We start from the raw sequence: 22736 nt of genomic DNA on the forward strand, positions 1-22736 counted from the left end.
GACATACATCCGTCCGTGACTCTTCGGACCTGTATGTAAGTTTTAACGAAAGGAGTTTGTCATGACGGATAAAACGTCACGTCGGAATTTTCTGGCAAGCAGCTTTGCCGCCGGAGCCGCTGTTACCGTCGCCAGAGGCGCGCAGGCGGCCACCCCGGATCCATTGATCACCCAAGTCCAGCCTTGGGCGCAGGGGTTTGGAGAGGGTGTGGACGCGACCCCGTACGGCTTGCCGATCCGGTTCGAGGATGACGTGATCCGCCGCAATGTGGAATGGCTTACGGCAGACACGATAAGCTCGGTCAACTTTACGCCGATCCACGCCCTTGACGGTACGATCACGCCGCAGGGCTGCGCGTTCGAGCGGCACCATTCCGGTGCGATCGAACTCAAGAAGGAAGATTACCGTTTGATGATCAACGGGCTGGTGGACACGCCGCTGGTCTTCACCTACGCCGATCTCGAACGCTTTCCGCGCGAAAACCATGTCTATTTCTGCGAATGTGCCGCCAATACCGGTATGGAGTGGGCAGGCGCGCAGCTGAACGGTGCGCAGTTCACCCACGGCATGATCCACAACATGGAATATACCGGCGTGCCGCTGCGCACGCTGCTCGAAGAGGCCGGGCTGAATACCGCCGGTGATCTCAAGGATAAATGGATCTTCGTCGAAGGGGCGGATGCGTCCTCGAACGGGCGCTCGATCCCGATGGAAAAGGCGCTCGACGATTGTCTGATTGCGTTCAAGGCGAACGGCGAGGCGCTGCGCAAGGAGCACGGATACCCCGTACGACTGGTGGTGCCGGGCTGGGAAGGCAACATGTGGATCAAGTGGATCCGACGGATCGAAGTAACCGACACGCCCGTCGAAAGCCGCGAAGAAACCAGCAAATACACCGACACGATGGAAGACGGCAGCAGCCGAAAGTGGACATGGGCGATGGACGCGAAATCCGTCGTCACCAGCCCCAGTCCGCAAGCACCGATCACCCATGGCTCCGGCCCGCTGGTGATCTCTGGGCTTGCCTGGTCGGGGCGCGGGGCGATCACCCGTGTGGAGGTGTCCAAGGACGGCGGCATGACGTGGGAAACCGCGCGCCTTGCCAAGCCGGGAGAAAAGATGGCGCTCACGCGGTTCTACCTCGATACCGACTGGGACGGTTCGGAAATGATGCTGCAATCGCGTGCCATGGACGACACCGGTTATATCCAACCAACCAAGGCGCAACTGCGCGAGGTGCGCGGGCTGAACTCGATCTATCACAACAACTGCATCCAAACCTGGCTGGTGCGCTCCAACGGGGAGGCTGAAAATGTCGAAGTATCTTAAATCAACTGCCATGCTTGCGGCGCTGGCGCTTGCTGCCGCACCGGCAGCGGCAGAAAAGCTTGGCCTTGGCCGCACGGCGCTGCCCGAGGAGATCGCCGCCTGGAACCTGGACGTCCACCCTGATGGATCCGGTCTGCCGGTCGGCTCCGGCGATGCCATCGACGGCGAAGAGATTTTTGCCCAGCAATGCGCTGTGTGTCACGGTGATTTCGCCGAAGGCATCGGCAACTGGCCCAAGCTCGCGGGTGGCAAGGACACGCTTGATCGCGAGGACCCGCTCAAGACAGTCGGCTCCTACTGGCCCTATCTGTCGACCGCGTTTGACTACATCCGCCGCTCTATGCCCTACGGCAACGCTGGCACGCTGACGGACGACGAGGTTTATGCCATCGTCGCCTACATCCTCTATTCCAACGATCTGGTCGAGGACGATTTCGTGCTGTCGAACGAGAGCTTTCTGGAAGTCGAGATGCCCAATGCCGACGGATTTTTCGTCGATGACCGGGCCGAGACGGAGTACAGCCAGTGGTCCTCCGGCGAGCCGTGCATGGAAAACTGCAAGGACGAAGAGGTCGAGGTGACGATGCGCGCCATGGTGCTGGACGTCACGCCGCAAGAAGAGACGGACGACATCGTGCCTGCGACCGAAGCCAAGGCCGAGGCGGTCGAGGAGGTGGCTGAAGAGGAAGAGGCCGTTAGAGAAGAGGTCGTCGAGGCCGAATTCGACGCCGCGCTGGCTGCGGATGGCGAGAAGGTATTTCGCAAGTGCAAGGCCTGCCATCAGGTTGGCGATGGCGCGAAAAACCGGGTCGGCCCCATGCTGAACGGCATCATCGGTCATCCGGCGGGAGCCGTTGACGGGTTCAAGTATTCCAACGCGCTACAGGATGCGGCCGACGGCGGGCTTGTCTGGTCCGAAGAAGAGCTGGCCGCCTTTCTTGCCAAGCCCAAAGACTATCTCAATGGGACGAAGATGTCGTTTGCGGGCCTGAGGAAGGAAGAGGATCAGGCCGCCGTGATCGAATATCTGAAGTCCTTTGAGCAGTAGGCGTTGCGCGGTTTTCTGACCGCCCATGTCCTCGCTGCCATTCTGGCGGCGGGGCCTTCCTTTGCCAGCGAATTGGGGAATGCCGATCAGGGGGCGCCGGTATTCCGCCAGTGCTCCGCATGTCACCAGAACGGGGAAGGTGCGGAAAACCGCGTCGGCCCGCATCTGAATGGCATTTTCGGCCGCGATGCGGGAAGCGTCGATGACTTCGGGTATTCTGCCAGTATGGCGCGCGTTGCCTCCGACGGTCTGATCTGGATGCAAGCGACGCTTGACGCCTACATTGAGAACCCCAAGGCCTTGGTATCGAAAACGAGAATGAACTTCTCCGGTGTCAAGGATACGCAGGAACGCGCAGATCTGCTTGCCTACCTGCGCAGCTTTTCAAGCCAAATCAATGTAACCCTCGTCGAGCCGTCCCGCATGTATTCCACTTGCTTCTTTTCGAACCTCTATCTGGGCGGGGTCAAGGAAATCGACGATCTGGGTCACAGCTATGGCGCTATTGCAGCGGAGGGGATCAACGTCATTCACGACCGGGCAGTTGATGTCGACAGCGCGGCGAAAACAGTCTCGCGCGCCAGCAGCAGCACGCTGCCGTATGACAAGCTGGTCCTTGCGTCCCGCATTGATTTTGTCGATCGTGCTGTCGAAGGCTGGGACATCAGCGCGCAAAACGCCATGCCGCATGCCTACAAGGGCGGCTCGCAGACAGAACTGTTGAAGTCGCAACTGGTCAACATGCGCGAGGGCGGCACATTCGCCATGGTCACGCCGCCAAACCCTTACCGGTGTCCTCCCGGTCCCTACGAGCGGGTGTCGATGGTTGCCCATTACCTCAAGGCGAACAACCCGACGGCCAAGATCGTCGTTGCCGACCCGAAGGATACATTCTCCAAGCAAGGCCTGTTTCAGGAAGGCTGGCTGAGGCATCATCCGGGCATGATCGACTGGATTAAATCGGATTTCGGCGGTGGTAGCGTATCGGTCGACCCTGTCGGCATGACGATCACGATCGACGGGGAAGAGACGGCCATGGATGTGTGCAACGTGATCCCCGCGATGATGGCGGGGCATATCACCGAAGTGGCGGGTGTGACGGATGGCAATTGGGGCCCCGTCAATGCTGCCGATGTGTCAAGCAAGGCGAATACGGATATCCCTGTTCTGGGCGATTCCGCAGATCTAGCCGATATGTCGAAATCGGGTTATGCCGCCAAATCTCAGGCAAAGGTCTGCGCCAACGCCGTGCGCGGTGCACTGACAGGCTTAAAGGTTTTTCCGGCGAAGTTCTCCATTACCTGCTGGTCCCTGATCGAGGCCACCGCCGAAAAAATTTCGAAAGTCGATGGATTTATCTCGCAGACCGGTGAAAGTACAGAGATGCGCCGGGCGACCTATGAGGAATCCGAAGGCTGGTACAAGGGGATCACCAGCGACATGTTCGGCGCTTGATCGGACGACGAACCGGGTGCGCGCATCCTGCGCGCGGCCGCATACATCCAGGAAAGGAACGAGACCATGAAAAAGTTTGTGCTAGGCGGAATATTCGGACTGCTGTGCGCCGGGGCGGCGATGGCGCAGGATGCGCCGGTCGTCTATCCGTTCGAGGGCAGCTTTGACGACGCTACCTTCAGCGTCGAAAGCGCGATTGTCGGCAAGGGGCTGGTGATCGATTACGTCAGCCACGTCGGCGAGATGCTCGCCCGGACCGGCGCGGATGTCGGCAGTGACGTCAAGCTATTCGAGGGGGCGGACGTGTTCCTATTCTGCTCTGCAGTGGTGTCGCGCAAAGTGATCGAAGAGGATCCGATGAACATCGCGCATTGCCCTTACGGCGTCTTTGTGGCGGAGCGGGATGGTGACGTGATGGTAGGATATCGGACCTATCCCGATGGCGCGATGCAGGAGGTGCAAGCACTTCTGGACGAAATCGCCCGCGAAGCCGTGGGCCAGTAAGACGGCATCTCCCCCCGCAGTGCGCAGCGCGCGAGGGGAGATGTGGATCATTCGAATTCCATCTGTTCATAGACGCGCCCGGCGTTTTTCGTTGCCAGTTCCTCGAACGTGTCTAGGTGGGTGTAGGGCGACTGATCGACATAATAGGCATCGGCCAGATCGCCGCCCGCATCCAGATGCGCACCGATTTTCTCCCGCAGATAGACGAGGTAGTCGCGGGTATAGCGGCGCACCTGATCCATGTTGGTCGGATGGCCGTGACCGGGAATCACGTAGGTGGCGCCAATCGGTTCAAACGCGGTTTCCCATGTCTCGATCCAGTCAGCGGTCATTGTATCTCCGAAAATCGGCAACATTCGCTCGTGAAACGCCATGTCACCCGAAATGACAAGGCTCTGCTCTGGCAGCCAGACGACGATATCCCCGGGGCTGTGCGCAGGCCCGAGATAGCGCGCCTCGATCCGCATGTCGCCCATCTCGACGATGTACTCGTCGTCGAACGTCTCGGTCGGGCCAACCAGCCGGGTATCGTCCGCGCGCTCTTTCAGGCGCTCCTGTGCCGCGCGCAGCGATCCGGCGCCATCCTCCTCGAACGCTTCTGCGGCGTCCGCGTGGGCAACGATCGGTACACCCTGATCCGCCCAGTAGGAATTGCCCAGCATCGCATGGCCCTGTCCGTTTTCGTCGAAGACCAGCTTGACCGGCTGGTCGGTCACTGTGCGAATCTCGGCGTGCAACGCCTGCGCTAGCTGATAAGACCCGCCGCCGTTCATGACGACCACGCCATCGCCGGTCACGATGAAGCTGAGGTTGTTGTTGTGGCCTGCGTTCTCATAGGTCGGCGGGGCGGTTGCACCGATGGCCGCATATACGTGCGGAATCACCTCGACCGGCTTGGAATAAAGCACGGAGGCGGGATACTGGTCGGCGATGTCCTCGCTTGCCCAGAGAGGTGCGGCGGCGGCGAGGGCCGCGATCAACGACAGCGCCCTCATGATGCGGCCACAAAGACGTAACCGTCGCCGGATTGGTCGACATATCCGGTCCCGTCACCCAGGAGGTGAAAGCCGATGATCCGGGTCTTGTCGTGCGCAAGCTGGTCCATCAGCGATACCCGCGTCTGGGCCGCGTGGTCCTGATCCTGATCCGATCCGGAATTCCATTCCGGGCGGGCAAAGGCAACATGGTGGTTGCCGATGCAATCGCCGAGGATCATCGCGCTTTGCGACCCGCCGCGCACTTCCATCGACATGTGGCCGGGCGTGTGCCCGTAGGTTGCGCGCGCGGCGACGCCGGGCAGGATCTCTTCGCCGTCCGAGAAAAACGTCATCTGATCCGCGATCATCTCAAGCCGCCTTTGCGCGCCAACGGCAAATGCGGTGCGCGAGGCGTCGATGCTGTCGACCGTATCAGGATCGGTCCAATAGTTCCATTCGTCCTGTCCCATCATGTAGCGGGCGTTGGTGAACAGCGGATCGCCGAAATCATCCAGCACCCCCCACAGATGGTCGGGATGCCCGTGTGTAAAGACGATATCGGTTATGTCGTCGGCCGTGACGCCCAGCGTGTCCAACGATTCCATGAGGACGCCGGCATTCGGCGCGAAATCCGATCCGGAGCCGACATCGAACAGGACCGTGCGATCGCCCTGGCGCATCAGCGTCACGTTGCAGGGCGGTTCAAGGGTGTCGCCGGTGATGCCGTACTTTTGCAGGATCGGGGCCAGTGCCTCTTGTGGCATCGGATCGAAGATAAAGCCCGGCGGCAAGGTGAGTGATCCGTCGCTGACGATGTCAAGACGGATTTCGCCCAGATTTATCCGGGCGTGGGCCCGGCGGGGAGCAAGCCCCAGCGCGGTCGATGCCCCGATGCCCGCTGTTGCGGCCATGAAGGCGCGGCGTGAAAGTGTCATCTGGTTCCTCCCGAAAAATTCCTTTATTGGAATATGAAGGAATGTATTGCTGTCGGCAAGAAGACAGTGTGGTGCGTGGCGATCTTCGCCGTGCGATTTGGGAAAGGGCGAGCGATCCGATGACAGCGAACTCCCATGCGCATCGCTGCTGGGCGCGGCGATGACCGGCACGGTCCCCGCCCCTGATTGGGTCGAGCGGTTCGCCGGCCTTGCCCGCCTCGACGCGCCGACAAGGGCGGTGTTGCGCGCGCGCAGTGCGGTTTTGAAGATGCCGGAGGGGGCGCTGATCTTCGGGCCTGGCAAATCGCCCGAGAACATGCTGTTTCTGCTCGATGGGACCGTGCGCGTGCAGCAGGTCTCCGAAGGCGGACACGAGATCGTGCTCTATCGTATCCACGCGGGGCAAAGCTGTGTGCTGACCACCGCGTGTTTGCTGGCCTACGAGGACTATGCCGCCGAAGGCATCGCCGAGACGCCGGTGTCGGCCGCGGCAATTCCAAGGGATGTATTCGACGAACTGGTCGCGCAATCGCAATCATTTCGTGAATTCGTGTTTGCCGCATTTTCCAAGCGGATCACCGATCTGTTCCGCATGATCGACGAGGTCGCGTTTCAACGGATAGACGTCCGGCTGGCGCACAGCCTTGTCACGCTTACCGGTACGGACGACCACATCGCCACCACCCACCAGAAGCTCGCGGCGGAGCTTGGCACCGCGCGCGAGGTCGTCTCGCGCCAGCTACAGGAGTTTCAGCGCCGTGGCTGGGTTCAGCTGGGGCGGGGCGCCGTAACCCTCAAGGACCGGACGGCGCTGGAAGCGCTTGCGCGGCACCGCGATTGAACCGGTGTACGCCTTGGTGACAAAGTCACCGACACGGACGCCTGGCAATGCCAGGATGATCCACGTCAATGAAAGATACCGGGCCGTGGGGTACGCAAACCCGACCGGACATGCCGGACGATCCGGACAGCGAGGAGACATGAGATGACCTATCCAGTGCAAATGGACGTAAAGCCCGACGTTTCGGCCCATTTCGACGAGGCGACCAACACGATCAGCTATATCGTGAAGGACCCCGCGAGCAATCATTGCGCCATCATCGACAGCGTGATGGACATCGACTACGCCGCCGGGCGCATCACCTACGATCATGCCGATGCGCTGATTGCTGAGGTGGAGCGGCGCAAACTGACCCTCGACTGGATCATCGAGACGCATGTGCATGCCGACCACCTGAGTGCAGCCCCCTACATCCAGCAGAAACTGGGCGGCAGGATTGGCGTAGGGGACAAGATCCTGGTGGTTCAGGATACCTTCGGTAAAGTGTTCAACGAAGGGACCGAGTTCCAGCGCGACGGCTCGCAATTCGACGCGCTGTTCAAGGATGGCGATACCTACATGGTGGGCGGAATGCAGGGATTTGCGATATATACGCCCGGACATACGCCTGCCTGCATGGTTCATGTGATGGGCAACGCCGCCTTCGCCGGCGATACGTTGTTTATGCCCGATGGCGGGTCGGCGCGTGCCGATTTCCCCGGCGGTGACGCGGGGGAGCTTTACGACAGCATCCAAAAGGTTCTGAGCCTGCCCGACGACATGCGGCTGTTCATGTGCCACGATTACGGGCCGAACGGGCGCGCGATCGAATGGGAAACGACCGTGGCCGAGCAGAAGGCGGACAACATCCATGTCGGCGGCGGTAAGACCCGCGAGGATTTCATCAAGTTCCGCACCGAACGCGATGCGCAGCTGGACATGCCACGCCTGATCATCCCGTCCTTGCAGGTCAACATGCGTGCGGGCGAGATACCGCGCGACAAGGACGGTAATGCAATGCTCAAAGTGCCGGTGAACGCGCTGTGAGCGGGAAAAGGACGGACCTCAAGATCCGGAAACTGAACGGAGAGCTGTCCGTTTGCGGGCAGCTTCATGCCGAAGATGTCGCCGCCGTCAGCGCGCGCGGTTTCCGCGCGCTCATGTGTCTGCGTCCCGATGGCGAAGGCGAAGACCAGACGCCCTACGCCGACATTGGTGCGGCAGCGACAATAGTCGGTCTGCAATCGGTCTATATTCCCGTCGTACCGGGCCAGATGGGGGCAGAGCAGATCGCGGCCTATGATGCCGCGATGGCGCATCTGCCTGGGCCGGTGCTGGCCTACTGCCGCAGCGGCGCGCGGGCCGAAGCGTTGGCGGACGCAAGTACCGCAGCGAAACGTCGGTAGGAAACCGTTGTGAGCATTCTCAAAACGGCCGTCGATGTTCTGGCATCAGGTGCGGGGACCGGCAGGATTGCCGCCGCCAGTCCCGGAGCGTGCCCACCGTGCCTTGAGATCGCCACCGTCGATCCCGCCGATATGCGCTACCGTCAACTCGGTTGGCAGGCCGTGGAGACGGGCGTGTTCACCCCAGAGCAAACCGCACGCAGGCTCGGCTCTCCGATCGCGAAAGGTGTGGAATGTACGAGGCATGTCGATGCACTCGGCGCTAATGCGGATGCAATCGTGGGTGAAGGGGGCCGGTGCAGTGGCTGCGCGGGGCAAACTTTGCATCGCGACGATGAACCGGCGCTCGAGACACATGGGTTGGTGCAGGATACGTCGCAGGGCAGCGCGGTATTCACCCAGCCGATGAAGCCTGGCAGATGCGCGGGCACACCGGAAAAGGCGCAGTATCTGCCGGGCGATGTCCGGGTGCGGCGCAGAGTGCTGCAGGGCAGCCATATCCCGTTCAATTCCGCCGGATGGAGGGGGGTGTATGACGCGACGCGGCGTCTTGAAGCGCACTGCACCATCAGGAACCTTGGCGACGTGACGAATGCACCCACCGCAAAAAATGCCGCCGCCGCTCGGCTGCTAAGGCGTGTTGGTGTGGCGCGAATGGCTGGCGAGACCGGGCAAACTGTGTCCTCTTTCCAAGGCTGAACCTCATTGAGCGGCCGCGCCCCGGTTGGGTCGTCCGCTGTTAAGAAAGCGTTGTCATATGTACCGCAAAATTCGCAAGTACCTTCCGATCCTGAATTGGGCGCGGACGTATAACCGGGAGACACTGTCCGGCGATCTGATTGCAGCCTTGATCGTCACAATCATGCTGATCCCGCAATCGCTCGCCTATGCGCTGCTTGCCGGGTTGCCTGCCGAAGCGGGTCTGTATGCGTCGATTGTGCCGATCCTTCTGTATGCGCTCTTGGGTACCAGCCGCGCGCTCGCGGTGGGGCCGGTGGCGGTCATTTCCCTGCTGACAGCAGCGACGCTTGGCAATATCGCGGCGCAGGGCACCATGGGCTATGCCGCGGCTGCGTTGACACTGGCGTTCCTTTCGGGGGCTATTTTGCTGGCGATGGGTCTGTTCCGTTTGGGATTCCTCGCCAATTTTCTGTCGCATCCTGTGATTTCGGGGTTCATCACTGCCTCCGGCATCATCATCGCGGCCAGTCAGCTCAAGCATATTCTGGGCATCACCGCGTCGGGGGACAATCTGCCGGAGCTGCTGCACGGGCTGTGGACGCATCTGGGTGATATCAACTGGATCACCCTGATACTTGGCGCGGGCGCGACGGCGTTTCTGTTCTGGGTGCGCAAGGGTATGAAACCGCTCTTGCTGGCACGCGGACTGGGGGCGCGTACGGCAGACATCGCGACGAAGGCGGGGCCGGTGGCGGCCGTTTTCGTGACCACAGCGGTGGTCTGGGCGTTCGGCCTGTCGGAGCAGGGGGTGCGGATCGTCGGCGCGGTGCCACAGGCGCTGCCGCCCTTCACTCTACCGGACTTCTCGCTGGAACTGGTCGGCGCTTTGGTGGTACCGGCGCTGCTGATTTCGATCATCGGGTTCGTCGAATCGATCTCCGTGGCACAAACTCTGGCGGCGAAGAAACGTCAGAGGATCGACCCGGATCAGGAATTGATCGGTCTGGGAGCCGCCAATCTGGGGGCCGCGTTCACGGGCGGTTTTCCGGTTACCGGTGGGTTTTCGCGGTCTGTCGTCAACTTCGACGCGGGTGCCGAGACACCGGCGGCGGGCGCTTTTGCTGCCGTGGGTCTGGCCATTGCCGCAGTGGCGCTGACCCCGCTGATATATTTCCTGCCACAGGCCACGTTGGCCGCGACGATCATTGTTGCAGTCCTCAGCCTGGTCGATTTCAGCATTCTCAAGCGGAGCTGGTCCTATTCGAAAGCTGACTTCACGGCGGTTCTGGCCACAATCCTGCTGACCCTTGGATTGGGGGTAGAGGTCGGGGTGAGTGCCGGGGTAATCCTGTCGGTATTTCTGCATCTCTACAAAACGACCAGACCGCATATTGCCGAGGTCGGGCTGGTGCGCGGGTCGGAGCATTTCCGCAACATCAAGCGCCACGAAGTCGAAACGGATCCGGCGATCATATCGCTGCGCATCGATGAAAGCCTCTATTTCGCAAATGCGCGGTTTCTGGAAGATTACATCTACGACCGGGTGGCGGGTGAAACGCCCGTGCGTGATGTCGTTTTGATGTTCTCTGCCGTGAACGAGGTCGATCTGAGTGCGCTGGAATCGCTGGAGGCGATCAACACGCGGCTTAAGGATATGGGGGTGCGGCTGCATTTGTCGGAAGTGAAAGGCCCGGTGATGGATCGCCTGCGCCGACAGGATTTCCTGTCCGATCTGACGGGGCAGGTGTTTTTGTCGCAATACGACGCGTTCATGGCTCTGCGGAGGGCTGCTGTTTGAAGCCGTCGCTGTTTGGGGCGCTGCCCCCGATCCCGGCCTGGGGCCGGAATCTCCCCCGGGATATTTTAGCTAAAAGAAATGAAGGTCAGAGCAGCGCGCGGATTTTCTCGCGTTTGCCCAAGCCCATGGAAAGCCGCAGGCTTGAACGGGCGCGGGCGAGACGTGACATGGCGGTGCCCGGTGGGATGCCGAGTATTTCCGCGATGTCGTGTGGGCTGTCGCTGCCGCCGAGTACCAGCCGTATCACGGCAGCCTGATCGTGAGGCAGTGCCGCGATCGCGCGGGTGAGGGCGTCTATGTTGAGCCTTGCATCGGCGACGGGAAGGGTCGTGGCGCTGTCATCGCAAAGTTCCGCGTACCCGGTGGCATTGCGCCATCGTGCGCGGGCGAGGTTGTGCAGAATGATCATTGCGTAACGCTCGGGAGACACGAGAGTCTTTTGGGCCATCGTTTCGATCAAACGCAAGGCCGCTTCCTGGGCGAGATCTTCGGCGGTTGCCGCGTCAGCGCCGAGCCTTCGTCCGCGGTGTTTGAGCCGCGTCAGAAGTGCCGCGATGTCGATCTCCTTCCGGGTTATTTGCATGATACCTCCTCCACCAGGCCGGTCAGGACACAATGGCGCAATTTCGGTCGTCGACCAGACCGGGCTTTTCCGCCGATCCGCTGAGAGGGGTCTTTTTAGGCGGAGGGGCGCGCAGCCACAGGCGCACGATCAGCGGGAGATTGCGGTCGCAACAACCCTGAGGGACGCGAACGGCGATGGCGGGCTCTATCCCAGTGAGGCGCCATCATGGTGACCTCGGACAACAACCAGACAGGAGACATCTTATGACGTATCTCAAATCATTCACCGCAATCGCGGCGACCGCGCTGTGCTTGCCGGCCTTTGCGATGGGGCAAAGTGCCGTTCAGGCAGATGCAAATGAGGATGGGGTTCTGAGCCTCGAAGAGGTACAGGCCGTTTACCCGGACGTGACGGCGGAGCAATTCGCGTCGGCCGATCTTAACGGGGACGGTGCGCTGGAGGATGCGGAAGTGACGGCCGCACAGGAAACAGGTGTGATGCCTGCGGACTGAGACACGTCGCAGTGCCCTGTCGGTGGCAGCCGGCAAGGGTGTCGCGATGTGGGTGGTCCGGACGCTTGCCAGTACCGGACCACCCCTTTGGGGTCATCAGTGGGGCAGGTGAATGTTGAAGCGTGCCCGGATCTCAGCGTCGCGTGCTGGATCCAACGCCGCCGCAGAGGGCCGCCCGAGTATGGCACATTTTCGCGCTGTGGCGTTTGCGACGAGATCCGGTTTTTCCATCTCGACCCATTCCTTGGGAGACATCCTGTTGCCGCAGGTGGGATAGAGATGATCGCTTTGCATCCGGCCAAGCGTTGCTGCCGTGCCGAGATAGTGGCTCGGTCCGCCCATGCAGACCTGCGCCATCTGGTCGAGGGCAAGCGTGTCGTCGTTGACCTCGATACCGCGTACACAGCGCAGCGCCTGACCGATGATGTCGTCGCCCAGTATGAGGCTTTCGTGACAAAAACCCAGCAGCGAGGCGTGCATGCCGGCGGCTTCGTAGATCATGTTGCATCCCGCCAGACCCGCCATCACGTTCGAGCACATCTGTTCCCACCCCGCCTGCATGTCCGGCACCTTGCTGTCGGCGATACCGGCGGCGACCCCGCCGGGCAGGTCGTAGAAGGCATGCATCTGCGCACAGCCAGCGGTAAGCAGGGCCTGCTCTCCGGATCCACCGGTCATTGCGCCGGTGCGCAGGTCAAGGCCAAAAGGCCAGGTGCCGAAAATCACCGGATGGCCGGGTTTAACTGCCGTGGCATAGACGAGACCGGCAAGGCATTCCGCGACCGCCTGGACGATCGCGCCTGCGATGGTCGAGGGGGCGGTGGCACCTGCCATACCCGCAGACAGCAACAGCACCGGCATCCCGTGCTTGATGCACTCCTCCATCACCAGGCAGCTTTCGGTCGCGAATTTCATTGGTGGGACGACGAAACAGTTTGAGTTGGACACGAAAGGCCGTTCCCGCCACGCGTCTTCCCCACCGGCAATCATGTGGAGCATCTCCATCGCCGGTTCAACAAAGCCGGGATCGGAGAAAGAAGTGCCGACGTGTTTCGTGGTGCCGGTGACGCAGGCGAAGATGGAATTAATGTCCATCTCCATATTGTCCGCGATATCGCGGCACACCATCGGGCGCTGGCAGAAGTGGAGGTTGTCTAGCGTATCGACGATCCGGGCGGCATCGTGCAGATCCTGCACACCGCAATCGCGGTAATGCCTGCCGTCCACATCCACCAGATGCACCGCCGCACCTGCGGTGCCGTAATGTACGCGGTTGCCACTCAGATCGAGGTCGTGCAGGCCGTCGCGGCTCATCAACGTGATGGATCTGTTGGCCTTATCGAGTGCATCCTGAACCACTGCGCGCGGGAACCGTATGCGGCCGTCATCTCCTAGCAGAGCGCCGGCGCCGGTCATGTACGCGATACCGGAGACGGGCGCATCGGCCAGTCCGATCGTTTCGAGCGCGTCGAGGGCGGCGTCGTGGATCTTGAGTACATCCGCCTCGCTGAGTGGCTTGAATTGCCCTCCCGACAGACCCGCGCGGACGGGGCGCAGGTTTTCGGGAAGGGCTGTGCTGCGGGCGGCCCGGCGGGCGGCGCGCCCACCTGAACGAGAACTGGCTTGAACATTCATGGTGCGGGGCTTTCATTCGAGAGAAGGGCAAGACGGCGACTGGTGCCGGTCCGGTGCACCCCGGGCGGCGCGGCCACGTTCCGCACCGATAGTGCGGATTACCAGTAGGGTGGTGCAGACGCAGTCTTGCATGGGCACGCTCCTGTGTTTCGGAAATGGTGTGATGGAAAAATGCGAGGATCTGTCTCGTTTGCGACGCTACCTGCGCGTTGCTTCGTCGCTCACAGGCGTATTTCTGCGCAATGGGACGTGGAATTGAGCGAACTTTAGCCTCTTCACTCTGCTGTGATCTGACACTTTGGAACAGACGTGCGACGTGCACGTTGTGACACGAGAGCGGATTACCCGTTCAGAATGAAATGCTTGGTATCGAGGAGAGCATTATGAAAACTTTTGCAAAAATCACGACGTTTGCTGCACTGTCCGGTTTGGCGTTCGGCTCCGCCGCCACTGCTGGCAATCTGGCTGATCCGGTCGTTGAGACGCCGATCGCCCAGCCCGTTTACGAGGCGACGCCGATTGTAGGGGACTGGACCGGCTTTTACGGTGGTCTGAACCTTGGATATGCCGATGTCGACGGTCCCGGCGACGCGGATGGCGACAACGGCACTTATGGTGTGCACATCGGCTATGATTATGATTTCGGCAACTTCGTGCTGGGTGGCGAGCTTGAATACGACAAGATCGATGTCGATCTGAATGGCGCCGCAACGGCCGACGACGTCGCCCGCATCAAGTTGCGCGGCGGGTATGATCTGGGCAAGACCCTGATCTACGCGACGGCAGGTTCCGCGCGCGTGGACACGACCCTTGGCGATGACACCGGTGCATTCGTCGGCATCGGCGCAGTTTACAAGGTGACCGACACCTTCACCATCGGTGGTGAGTTGCTGGAGCACCAGTTCGACGACATCAACGGGACCGGCGTCGACGCGGATGCGACGACATTCAACCTGCGCGGATCATTCCGCTTCTAAGGCTGCTTTTCGGAGCAATGGTAAAGGCGCGCACGGTGGCAACCGGCGCGCCTTTCGCGTTTCAATGTTGTGCGGAGCGGGTGGTCAGCTCCTGCGCGAAACCGCAAAGGGTCGACAGGGCCGCCTCGAATTCGGGATCCGCTATGGTCATGGCCACGCGGATATGACCCGCTGCGGCATGGCCGAAACTCTCGCCCGGCATGACCGCGATATGATGCGTGTCGAGCAGCGCGTTTGCGAAGCCTTCACCGCTCAGGCCTGTCGCGGAAACATCAAGCATCAGATACATCGCTCCGGCGCTGGGCACGGCCGTCACTGCGTTGTGCTGCGCGAGTATGCCTTGGGCAAGCGCACGGCGGCGGCGAAAGGGCTCTGCGATCTCGGCCTCGAAACCGGGTCCGAGTTCAAGCGCAAACAATGCAGCGTCCTGGATAAAGCCCGGGACACCGTAGGTCGTATGCGTCGCCAGATTGATCAGATGCGCCACGATCTCTTCCGGACCGATAACCCAGCCGATGCGTGATCCGGTCATCGCATGGCTTTTCGACATCGAGCCACAGACAAGCGTTCGGTCGGCCATGCCCGGTAGGGCGCGCGGCGACAGGTGTGCGCCCTCCCAGATCTGGGTATCGTAGACCTCGTCCGAGATAAGCCATAGGTCGTTGTCTTGGCAGACCTTTGCAATCCCCTCCAGTGTCGCGCGACTGTAGACGACGCCGGTGGGGTTGTTGGGTGTGTTGATCATCAGGGATCGCGCGCCGGGTGCTGCGGCTGCAATGTCGGCGGCGCGCGGTTGGAAGGCATCTTCGGCGCGGGCGGCAACGGCTTTGGGCACTGCGGAGGCCCCGCGCAGGGTGCCGGGATAGGTTGCATAGTAGGGGTCGATGTAGAGAGCCGTATCGCCGGGATCGATCACCGCCATGTGGGCTGCGAACAACGCGGACTGTCCGCCCGGCGTGATCATCACGTTGTCGCGTGTGGTCGGCACGCCGGTCCGCTCGGATACGCGCGCGGCGACAGCATCGCGCAGGGCCGCAACGCCGGGAATAGCCGCATATCCTGTATGCCCGTCAAGAGCCGCCCGGTGCATGTCCTGCAGGATCGGCGCAGCTGTCCTGATGTCATGCTCTCCAATGGTCAATTCGGTGACCGGCACGCCATCCGCAATCATCTGGCGCGCGCGCAGGAAAACCTCCCACCCGTCCGATCCGCCGCCCAAAAGTGTGCTGATGCGATGTGACGCTTTCATCTGTGCCTCCGGCTGCTGAATTTCCCGCGCAGGGGCGCAGAGACCGCCTCCTTTGTCAATCATGCTTGACCGGGGGGCGCGCGGCGGGCTAGGCAAGGTCCATGACGCGAACGATCAAATCCATTTGCCATATTATTATCCGCTGAGACATCTCTTGCGGGCTTTGATCACGTTGTTTTCTTCCATCTGAAACTGTGCCATGTCCCGCGCATCCCGCGATCTGAGGACGACCGCCATGACGACATTGAAGTTGCACAACACGAAAACCCGCAAGCGCGAGGTGTTCACGCCGATCGACCCGAACAATGTGCGCATGTACGTTTGCGGGCCGACCGTCTACGACCGTGCGCATCTGGGCAACGCGCGGCCGGTGATCGTGTTCGACGTGCTCTATCGGTTGCTGCGCCATGTCTACGGGGCGGATCACGTCACCTATGTGCGCAACTTCACGGATATCGACGACAAGATCAACGCGCGCAGCGCCCAGAGCGGTCGGCCCATCGGGCAGATCACCGACGAGACGACGCAGTGGTTTCTCGATGATATGGCCGCCGTTGGTGCGCTTGAGCCTGACCACATGCCGCGCGCTACGCAGTACGTTCCGCAGATGATCGCGATGATCGAGGATCTGATCGCCAAGGGGCACGCTTACGCCGCCGAGGGACACGTTCTTTTTGCCGTGGACAGCTACAAGGCCTACGGCGCGCTATCAGGGCGCAGCGTGGACGACATGATCGCGGGGGCGCGTGTCGAAGTGGCGCCCTACAAACGCAACCCGATGGACTTCGTGCTATGGAAGCCATCGGATGCGGACACGCCCGGGTGGGACAGCCCGTGGGGCCGGGGGCGTCCGGGCTGGCATATCGAATGCTCAGCGATGGCCTTTGATCTGCTGGGCCCGCATTTCGACATTCACGGCGGCGGAAACGACCTGATGTTTCCGCACCACGAGAACGAGATCGCACAAAGCTGTTGCGCGCATCCCGCAAGCGGCTTTGCCGATGTCTGGTTGCACAACGAGATGCTTCAGGTCGAGGGCAAGAAGATGTCCAAGAGCCTTGGCAATTTCTTCACTGTCCGCGATCTGCTGGATCAGGGTGTGCCCGGCGAGGTCATCCGCTTTGTCATGCTGTCCACCCACTATCGCAAGCCGATGGACTGGACGCAGAGCAAGCGTGAAGAGGCAGAGAAGACATTGCGCAAATGGTACGCGCTGGCCATCACGCAGGATGCGGGGGCGCCCGACGATGTGCTGATCGGGCTGCTGGCCGATGATCTGAACACCGCAGGCGCCATCACGCATCTGCACAAGCTGGCGGGGGCGGGCGACGCTGCCGGTTTACGCGCCGGTTTGCGGATGCTTGGGATGATGGGTGATCTGATGCCAGAATGGGCGGCGCAGGCGGCGTTCGACCTGACGGATTACGAGGCGTTCCTGAGCGACGCGCGGGTAACGGCGATGGAGACCAAGGATTTCAGCCATGTGGACCGCATCAAGGCGATGCTGACTCACGCCGGCGTTCAGGTGAAGATGAGCAAGGACGGCGTCATCCTCACGCCGACGGCAGATTTCGACGCCGACAAGCTGGAGGTCCTGTGATGGTCGGCGACCGGAGCAGGGCCGCAGCGCGCGGCAGTGCGAGACCCCCCGTTCAACCGGAGTGCGCGGCATGACGACACGTTTGTGGATCTACGACACGACCCTGCGCGATGGCCAGCAGACGCAGGGCGTGCAATTCTCGACCGAGGAAAAGGTGACGATCGCCGAGGCACTCGACGCCCTGGGCGTGGATTACATCGAGGGCGGATGGCCGGGGGCAAATCCCACCGACAGCGCCTTTTTCGATGCGGCCCCGATGACCCGCGCCCGGATCACCGCGTTCGGAATGACCAAGCGCAACGGCATGTCGGCGGAAAACGATGACGTGCTGGCGGCGGTAACGAACGCGGGCACGCAAAGTGTGTGTCTGGTCGGCAAGACCCATGATTTTCACGTCACCCGCGCGCTGGGCATCACGCTGGACGAGAACCTTGAAAACATCTCCCGCTCCATCGCACATCTCGTGGCGCAGGGGCGCGAGGCGCTGTTCGACGCCGAGCATTTCTTTGATGGCTACAAGGCCAATCCCGTTTATGCGCTGCGCGCGGTCCAGGCTGCGTTCGAGGCGGGTGCCAGGTGGATCGTGCTGTGTGATACCAACGGCGGCACCTTGCCCGTCGATGTTGGCCGGATCACCCGCGAAGTGATCGCTGCAGGTATTCCGGGGGAGCGTCTGGGCATCCACACCCACAACGATACCGAAAACGCAGTGGCCTGCACGCTGGCGGCGGTGGATGCGGGCGCGCGCCAGATCCAGGGCACGTTGAACGGCCTGGGGGAACGGTGTGGCAACGCAAATCTCACCACGCTGATCCCGATCCTGAAACTCAAGGAACCGTATGCCAGTCTCTATGAGACGGGTGTGGACATGGCGGCACTCGAAGGGTTGACGCGGGTCAGCCGGATGCTCGACGAAATCCTCAACCGCGTTCCGCAAAAACAGGCCGCGTTCGTGGGATCATCGGCATTCGCGCATAAGGCAGGCCTGCACGCCAGCGCAATCGCCAAGGATCCGTCGACTTACGAGCATATCGATCCCGCACTGGTCGGTAACATCCGGGTGATCCCCATGTCGAACCAGGCGGGTCAGTCCAATCTGCGCCGCCGTCTGTCCGGCGCAGGGTTGGAGGTGGCCAAGGGCGATCCGGCATTGGCCGAGATCCTCGACGTGGTCAAGGCCCGCGAGGCGGAAGGCTACAGCTATGACACCGCGCAGGCCAGCTTCGAGCTTTTGGCGCGCAGTGTACTTGGACAGATGCCGGACCTGTTTGAGGTAAAGAGATACCGCGTAACCGTCGAGCGGCGCAAGAACAAGTACAACCGGATGGTCAGCCTTTCGGAGGCGGTCGTCGTCGTGAAGGTCGATGGGGAAAAGCGGCTGTCCGTGTCTGAAAGCCTTGATGAAACCGGCAGCGACCGCGGCCCGGTCAACGCTCTGTCGAAGGCGCTGGCCAAGGATCTGGGGCAGTATTCCGCGCTGTTGGAGGACATGCGGCTGGTGGATTTCAAGGTCCGCATCACGCAAGGCGGAACAGAGGCCGTCACCCGCGTGATCATCGACAGCGAAGACGGATCGGGGCGGCGGTGGTCGACCGTCGGAGTGTCCGCCAACATAGTCGACGCCTCCTTTGAGGCGCTGCTGGACGCGATCCGCTGGAAGCTGATCAGAGACGGCGGAAAATAACGATGATCTTCAGTATCTTGGAGGTCGCTCTTGTATCTCTTACGATCACGGTTGGGGTGGCGTTTACCCTTGTCCTAACGCAGCGACCCAAGGCGGTGGAGCCGAAAGGCGCACTGGATTTCGGCAATCAGCTTGCGCAGTATGTGAGCGATCCCGCGCCCTTGCTGGCGGTGCGTATACGCGACGGCTATGCCTTGCACTACCGCGATTACCCAGCCATGCGCGCGACTGCACCGCTGCTGGTGATGGTGCACGGGTCAGGCTGGCACGGTCTAAAATTCGACAGCGCCGCCAAAGCCTTGCAGGGCAAAGCGCATCTGATCGATCCGGATCTGCACGGCCACGGCACCGCCCCCGGTCGCCGTGGTGATGTGGACTATATCGTTCAGTTCGGGGACAATCTGGGCGATCTTGTCGCGACCCTGCACCAACCTGATCAGAACGCCGCCGGTGCGTACGGCGACATGATGGATAGCGCGATCCTGCTGGCATCCTTTCTGCGGCATGACGCGCGGATGACCCGCGATCATTCGGGCGGTTGGACGCCTCCACTGGTACGCCGCATCGTCGGTCTGAAAATCTTGAACAGCCTGCGCATCGACGCACTCAACCATTTGCCGGTGATCCAGTTCGACATGCCGCGTGCGGTGCTGTTGATCGCGGGCGACCGGAACGAGGTGTTTGACGCGTCCCTTTACGCCCCTACCATGGCAGCTGTGACGGACAGGGACCGCTACTACATTCTGAGCGAACCAACCATCTCGATATGGTGAACGACCCGCGCACACGCGCCAAGATGGAGAGCTTTCTCGATGGATTCTGATACGCAGCAAGACGCCTTTTTTAAGCTTCACCGGGATCTCCCGCGCGAGGGGCCGGGCGAGCCTGCGGATGTGGTCTGGGCGACGCAGCAGGCCGTCATTGGCGCTCGGGCGCGGATCGCCGACGTCGGTTGCGGTCCCGGTGCCGACATCGCGGCCCTTTTGGCACAGGCGCCCCAAGGCGAGGTGACGGCGCTCGACAAGACGGCGCAGTTCGTGAGGGCGGCCCGTGCGATCTATGCCGACGATCCGCGTGTCACCGTGCTCAAGGCGGATATGGCGGCGATCCACAACAGCTATGATCTGATCTGGTGTGCGGGAGCGGTTTATTTTCTTGGGGTGGAGCGGGCGTTGCGCGGCTGGCGCAAGTCGCTGACGCCACAGGGCTGCATCGCGTTTTCCGAGCTGTGCTGGTTCGGTGAGAACCGGCCCGCGCGGGCGCAAGCCCTATGGGCGGACCACACGGCGATGACCGATGTGGCCGGTGTGACCCGCCAGATCGATGCCGCGGGCTTTGACGTGATCGGCCAGCGCCGCCTGTCGGATGCGGCATGGGAGGCGTATCTCACGCCACTTGACGCGCGCATTGCCGCTCTGCGTCCCGGTGCGGATGCGGCTCTGACGCAAGTGCTGGATGAGGCGGCCGAGGAGGCGGCCTGCTGGCGGGCGCATCGAGATGCGTTCGGCTATCTGCTCAGCGTGGTAAGGCCGCGATGACCCTCGACGCTGATCTGACGTCCTGCGCCCGTCTGGTGGAACGCGGCGATCCGCTGCGCTTTCGCACCGCGATGATGGCGCCACTAGAGGCCCGCAAGAAGCTGTTCGCGCTCTACGCCTTCAACGTCGAGGTCTCGCGCGCGCCGTGGGTGACGAAAGAGCCAATGATTGCCGAAATGCGGCTGCAATGGTGGCGTGATGTTCTTGAAGAGATCGCGCAGGGTGGTGACGTGCGGCGTCATGAGGTGGCAACGCCGCTGAGTGGCGTGATCACGGCAGCACAGGCGCGCAGGCTCGATGAATTGATCGTCGCCCGACGGTGGGATATCTACACCGATGCGTTTGAGGACGCAGATGATTTTGCGCGCTACATCGACAGCACAGCGGGCCATCTGATGTTGACCGCAACCGAATTGTTGGGCGATGCCGACGAAGAAGTTGTGCGCAATGCCGGATACGCGGCGGGGGTGGCTGCGTGGCTGCAGGCGCTGCCTGCGCTGGAGGAAGCGGGCCGGGTGCCGCTGCTGGACGGGACGCCGTCGGGCATTGCGGCGTTGGCAAGGGCAGGGACAAAGGCGCTGCAGGATGCGCGGGGGTCCCGTGCCGCTGTCTCTCGCAGGTGCAATCCCGCGCTGTTGCCCGCGACGGCTGCGGAACCGGTATTGCGGCATGCAACGGCACATCCTTTGGATGTGGCAGACGGTCGGTTGCCTGTACCGGGCGTGAATTTCAGCCTGCGCGCTTTGACCGGGCGGTGGTGATCACACGGTCTCGCGGCGCTCGCGCAAAGCAAGCCAGACCAGCGCGCCGCCGGCGAGGATCAGGAAGGGCACCATTGCATAGTTGACGGCGGCCCAGCCTTCGACCGCGGACCCCCCCGAGCAATTCATCAAGCCGCCCGACGCCAGCGAGGCGACAGTGACACCGCCGAACACCAGCAGATCGTTCAGCCCCTGCATACGACCGCGTTCGTGTGGCGCGTGCGCCCCCGCAAGCATCGATGTCGCACCGATAAAACCAAAGTTCCATCCGAGGCCCAGCAGCATTAGCGCGATGTAGAAGTTTTCAAGTTCCACGCCGCTCAGCGCCACCATGCCGGCGGCCCCAAGTATCAGGATTCCGGCGCCCATGATCCGTTCGACACCGAAACGATTGATCAGATGTCCGGTAAAGAACGAGGGCGCGAACATCGCGAGCACATGCGCAGTCACGATGAAGCCCGCGTCTTTCTGCTCGAACCCGCAGCCCAGGACCGCCAGTGGTGTCGACGTCATCACGAGGTTCATCAGCGCATAGGATACCATCCCGCAAATGACCGCGACGGCGATGCGGGGTGTCGTGATCAACTCCAAGCGGCTGCGCCCCTTGGGCGCGTCGACCGAGGGCACCGGCGGCTTGGGAATGTCGATCAGCAGGAAGAGCATCGAACCTATGATATTAAGTAACATCACCGCGAGATAGGTGCCGACAAACGGCACCACATAGCTAAGCGATGTCGCTGTGGCGAGCTGCGGGCCGATAATGGCTGAAACAAGACCCCCCGCCATGACGTAGGAAATAGCCCGGGGCCGGAAATCATCCGACGCCGTATCGGCGGCGGCGAACCGGTAGAACCCCTGTGCGGACATATAGATGCCCGTCATGAACGAGCCGATGAGGAATACCGGAAAAGACGCCAGCATCAGCCCGTAGGCCGCGACGGCGCCGCCCATGGCCCCACCCGTGGCACCGACGAAAAATCCAGCGCGTCGCCCGTACCTTTGCATGATGGCGGATATCGGGGTAGCCGACAGCATGGAGCCGAGGACGATCATCGAAATCGGCAGCGTCGCGAGGCAGACGTTGCTGGCCAGTGATTTCCCCGCAAGACCGCCGACAAGAAAGATCATGGGCATCTGGGCGCCGAGAATTGCCTGTGCTGCGACAAGTACGGCTACATTGCGCTTGGCGCGACTGTCATCGATCATCTTCATGTCCTCAACTTACGCCTATCGCTACTCCGGCCCCCGCGTCTGGGCAACC

The 22736-nt window shown here is 61.7% G+C and carries 22 protein-coding genes; 16 read left to right on the plus strand and 6 right to left on the minus strand.

Annotated features, from left to right (window positions below; all coding sequences use genetic code 11):
- The first annotated feature begins 61 nt into the window (after window positions 1-61).
- The 4 genes from soxC to Q1A06_RS02220 all read left to right on the plus strand — a co-directional run bounded on the left by soxC (window position 62) and on the right by Q1A06_RS02220 (window position 4337).
- Window positions 62-1330 carry a sulfite dehydrogenase gene (gene soxC / locus Q1A06_RS02205; RefSeq protein WP_299558203.1) on the plus strand — a complete coding sequence of 423 codons (1269 nt, stop codon included), beginning with the start codon at window positions 62-64 and terminating at the stop codon, window positions 1328-1330.
- Window positions 1314-2378, plus strand: coding sequence for a c-type cytochrome (locus Q1A06_RS02210; protein ID WP_299558205.1), 1065 nt, complete (start codon window positions 1314-1316; stop codon window positions 2376-2378). The genes soxC and Q1A06_RS02210 overlap by 17 nt, the downstream gene beginning before the upstream one ends.
- 3 nt (window positions 2379-2381) lie before the next feature.
- Window positions 2382-3833 (plus strand): FCSD flavin-binding domain-containing protein, encoded by a 1452-nt coding sequence (locus tag Q1A06_RS02215; protein ID WP_299558207.1) that lies wholly within the window; start codon window positions 2382-2384, stop codon window positions 3831-3833.
- Between the two features lie 66 nt (window positions 3834-3899).
- The gene (locus Q1A06_RS02220) at window positions 3900-4337 is read left to right on the plus strand and encodes a DUF302 domain-containing protein (protein ID WP_299558209.1); all 438 of its coding nucleotides are present in this window, start codon (window positions 3900-3902) and stop codon (window positions 4335-4337) included.
- A gap of 47 nt (window positions 4338-4384) precedes the next feature.
- Here the strand turns inward: Q1A06_RS02220 and Q1A06_RS02225 are convergent, their stop codons facing one another.
- Window positions 4385-5332, minus strand: a complete 948-nt coding sequence (locus tag Q1A06_RS02225; protein WP_299558211.1) for an MBL fold metallo-hydrolase — start codon at window positions 5330-5332, stop codon at window positions 4385-4387.
- The gene (locus tag Q1A06_RS02230; protein WP_299558213.1) at window positions 5329-6249 is read right to left on the minus strand and encodes an MBL fold metallo-hydrolase; all 921 of its coding nucleotides are present in this window, start codon (window positions 6247-6249) and stop codon (window positions 5329-5331) included. Before Q1A06_RS02230 ends, Q1A06_RS02225 begins: the two co-directional genes overlap by 4 nt.
- 160 nt (window positions 6250-6409) lie before the next feature.
- Between Q1A06_RS02230 and Q1A06_RS02235 the strand changes: the two genes are divergently transcribed.
- The 5 genes from Q1A06_RS02235 (at window position 6410) to sulP (ending at window position 10954) form a co-directional block, all read left to right on the plus strand.
- Window positions 6410-7090 (plus strand): Crp/Fnr family transcriptional regulator, encoded by a 681-nt coding sequence (locus Q1A06_RS02235; protein ID WP_299558215.1) that lies wholly within the window; start codon window positions 6410-6412, stop codon window positions 7088-7090.
- A gap of 144 nt (window positions 7091-7234) precedes the next feature.
- On the plus strand, window positions 7235-8116 hold the full coding sequence (locus tag Q1A06_RS02240) for an MBL fold metallo-hydrolase (RefSeq protein ID WP_299558218.1): 882 nt from the start codon (window positions 7235-7237) through the stop codon (window positions 8114-8116).
- Window positions 8113-8475 (plus strand): TIGR01244 family sulfur transferase, encoded by a 363-nt coding sequence (locus Q1A06_RS02245; protein WP_299558220.1) that lies wholly within the window; start codon window positions 8113-8115, stop codon window positions 8473-8475. The genes Q1A06_RS02240 and Q1A06_RS02245 overlap by 4 nt, the downstream gene beginning before the upstream one ends.
- 9 nt (window positions 8476-8484) lie before the next feature.
- Window positions 8485-9174, plus strand: a complete 690-nt coding sequence (locus Q1A06_RS02250; protein WP_299558222.1) for a hypothetical protein — start codon at window positions 8485-8487, stop codon at window positions 9172-9174.
- 58 nt (window positions 9175-9232) lie between these two features.
- On the plus strand, window positions 9233-10954 hold the full coding sequence (gene sulP, locus Q1A06_RS02255; RefSeq protein ID WP_299558224.1) for a sulfate permease: 1722 nt from the start codon (window positions 9233-9235) through the stop codon (window positions 10952-10954).
- Window positions 10955-11039: 85 nt separating this feature from the next.
- On the opposite strand, the gene Q1A06_RS02260 is transcribed toward sulP, so the two are convergent.
- On the minus strand, window positions 11040-11537 hold the full coding sequence (locus Q1A06_RS02260) for an RNA polymerase sigma factor (protein WP_299558225.1): 498 nt from the start codon (window positions 11535-11537) through the stop codon (window positions 11040-11042).
- Window positions 11538-11782: 245 nt separating this feature from the next.
- Here Q1A06_RS02260 and Q1A06_RS02265 point away from each other — a divergent pair, with 245 nt between their 5' ends.
- Window positions 11783-12031, plus strand: a complete 249-nt coding sequence (locus tag Q1A06_RS02265; RefSeq protein ID WP_299558227.1) for a hypothetical protein — start codon at window positions 11783-11785, stop codon at window positions 12029-12031.
- Between the two features lie 96 nt (window positions 12032-12127).
- Here the strand turns inward: Q1A06_RS02265 and Q1A06_RS02270 are convergent, their stop codons facing one another.
- The gene (locus tag Q1A06_RS02270; RefSeq protein ID WP_299558229.1) at window positions 12128-13666 is read right to left on the minus strand and encodes a trimethylamine methyltransferase family protein; all 1539 of its coding nucleotides are present in this window, start codon (window positions 13664-13666) and stop codon (window positions 12128-12130) included.
- Window positions 13667-14049: 383 nt separating this feature from the next.
- Here Q1A06_RS02270 and Q1A06_RS02275 point away from each other — a divergent pair, with 383 nt between their 5' ends.
- A complete protein-coding gene (locus Q1A06_RS02275; protein WP_299558231.1) occupies window positions 14050-14643 on the plus strand; it encodes a porin in 594 nt (197 codons plus the stop codon).
- 61 nt (window positions 14644-14704) lie between these two features.
- Here the strand turns inward: Q1A06_RS02275 and Q1A06_RS02280 are convergent, their stop codons facing one another.
- Complete coding sequence (locus Q1A06_RS02280) at window positions 14705-15892, minus strand: pyridoxal phosphate-dependent aminotransferase (protein WP_299558233.1); 1188 nt, start codon at window positions 15890-15892, stop codon at window positions 14705-14707.
- Window positions 15893-16127: 235 nt separating this feature from the next.
- Here Q1A06_RS02280 and cysS point away from each other — a divergent pair, with 235 nt between their 5' ends.
- The 5 genes from cysS to Q1A06_RS02305 all read left to right on the plus strand — a co-directional run bounded on the left by cysS (window position 16128) and on the right by Q1A06_RS02305 (window position 21475).
- On the plus strand, window positions 16128-17492 hold the full coding sequence (cysS, locus tag Q1A06_RS02285; protein WP_299558235.1) for a cysteine--tRNA ligase: 1365 nt from the start codon (window positions 16128-16130) through the stop codon (window positions 17490-17492).
- Between the two features lie 70 nt (window positions 17493-17562).
- On the plus strand, window positions 17563-19176 hold the full coding sequence (gene cimA / locus Q1A06_RS02290) for a citramalate synthase (protein WP_299558237.1): 1614 nt from the start codon (window positions 17563-17565) through the stop codon (window positions 19174-19176).
- Window positions 19177-19178: 2 nt separating this feature from the next.
- Complete coding sequence (locus Q1A06_RS02295) at window positions 19179-19949, plus strand: hypothetical protein (RefSeq protein ID WP_299558239.1); 771 nt, start codon at window positions 19179-19181, stop codon at window positions 19947-19949.
- Between the two features lie 39 nt (window positions 19950-19988).
- Window positions 19989-20714, plus strand: coding sequence for a class I SAM-dependent methyltransferase (locus tag Q1A06_RS02300; protein WP_299558241.1), 726 nt, complete (start codon window positions 19989-19991; stop codon window positions 20712-20714).
- A complete protein-coding gene (locus Q1A06_RS02305; protein WP_299558243.1) occupies window positions 20711-21475 on the plus strand; it encodes a squalene/phytoene synthase family protein in 765 nt (254 codons plus the stop codon). The genes Q1A06_RS02300 and Q1A06_RS02305 overlap by 4 nt, the downstream gene beginning before the upstream one ends.
- On the opposite strand, the gene Q1A06_RS02310 is transcribed toward Q1A06_RS02305, so the two are convergent.
- Window positions 21476-22681 (minus strand): MFS transporter, encoded by a 1206-nt coding sequence (locus Q1A06_RS02310; RefSeq protein ID WP_299558245.1) that lies wholly within the window; start codon window positions 22679-22681, stop codon window positions 21476-21478. It abuts the gene before it with no gap.
- Window positions 22682-22736 lie beyond the last annotated feature (55 nt).

Origin of the sequence: uncultured Sulfitobacter sp. (assembly GCF_947497275.1) — a bacterium.
In the GTDB taxonomy this organism is placed as follows: domain Bacteria; phylum Pseudomonadota; class Alphaproteobacteria; order Rhodobacterales; family Rhodobacteraceae; genus Sulfitobacter.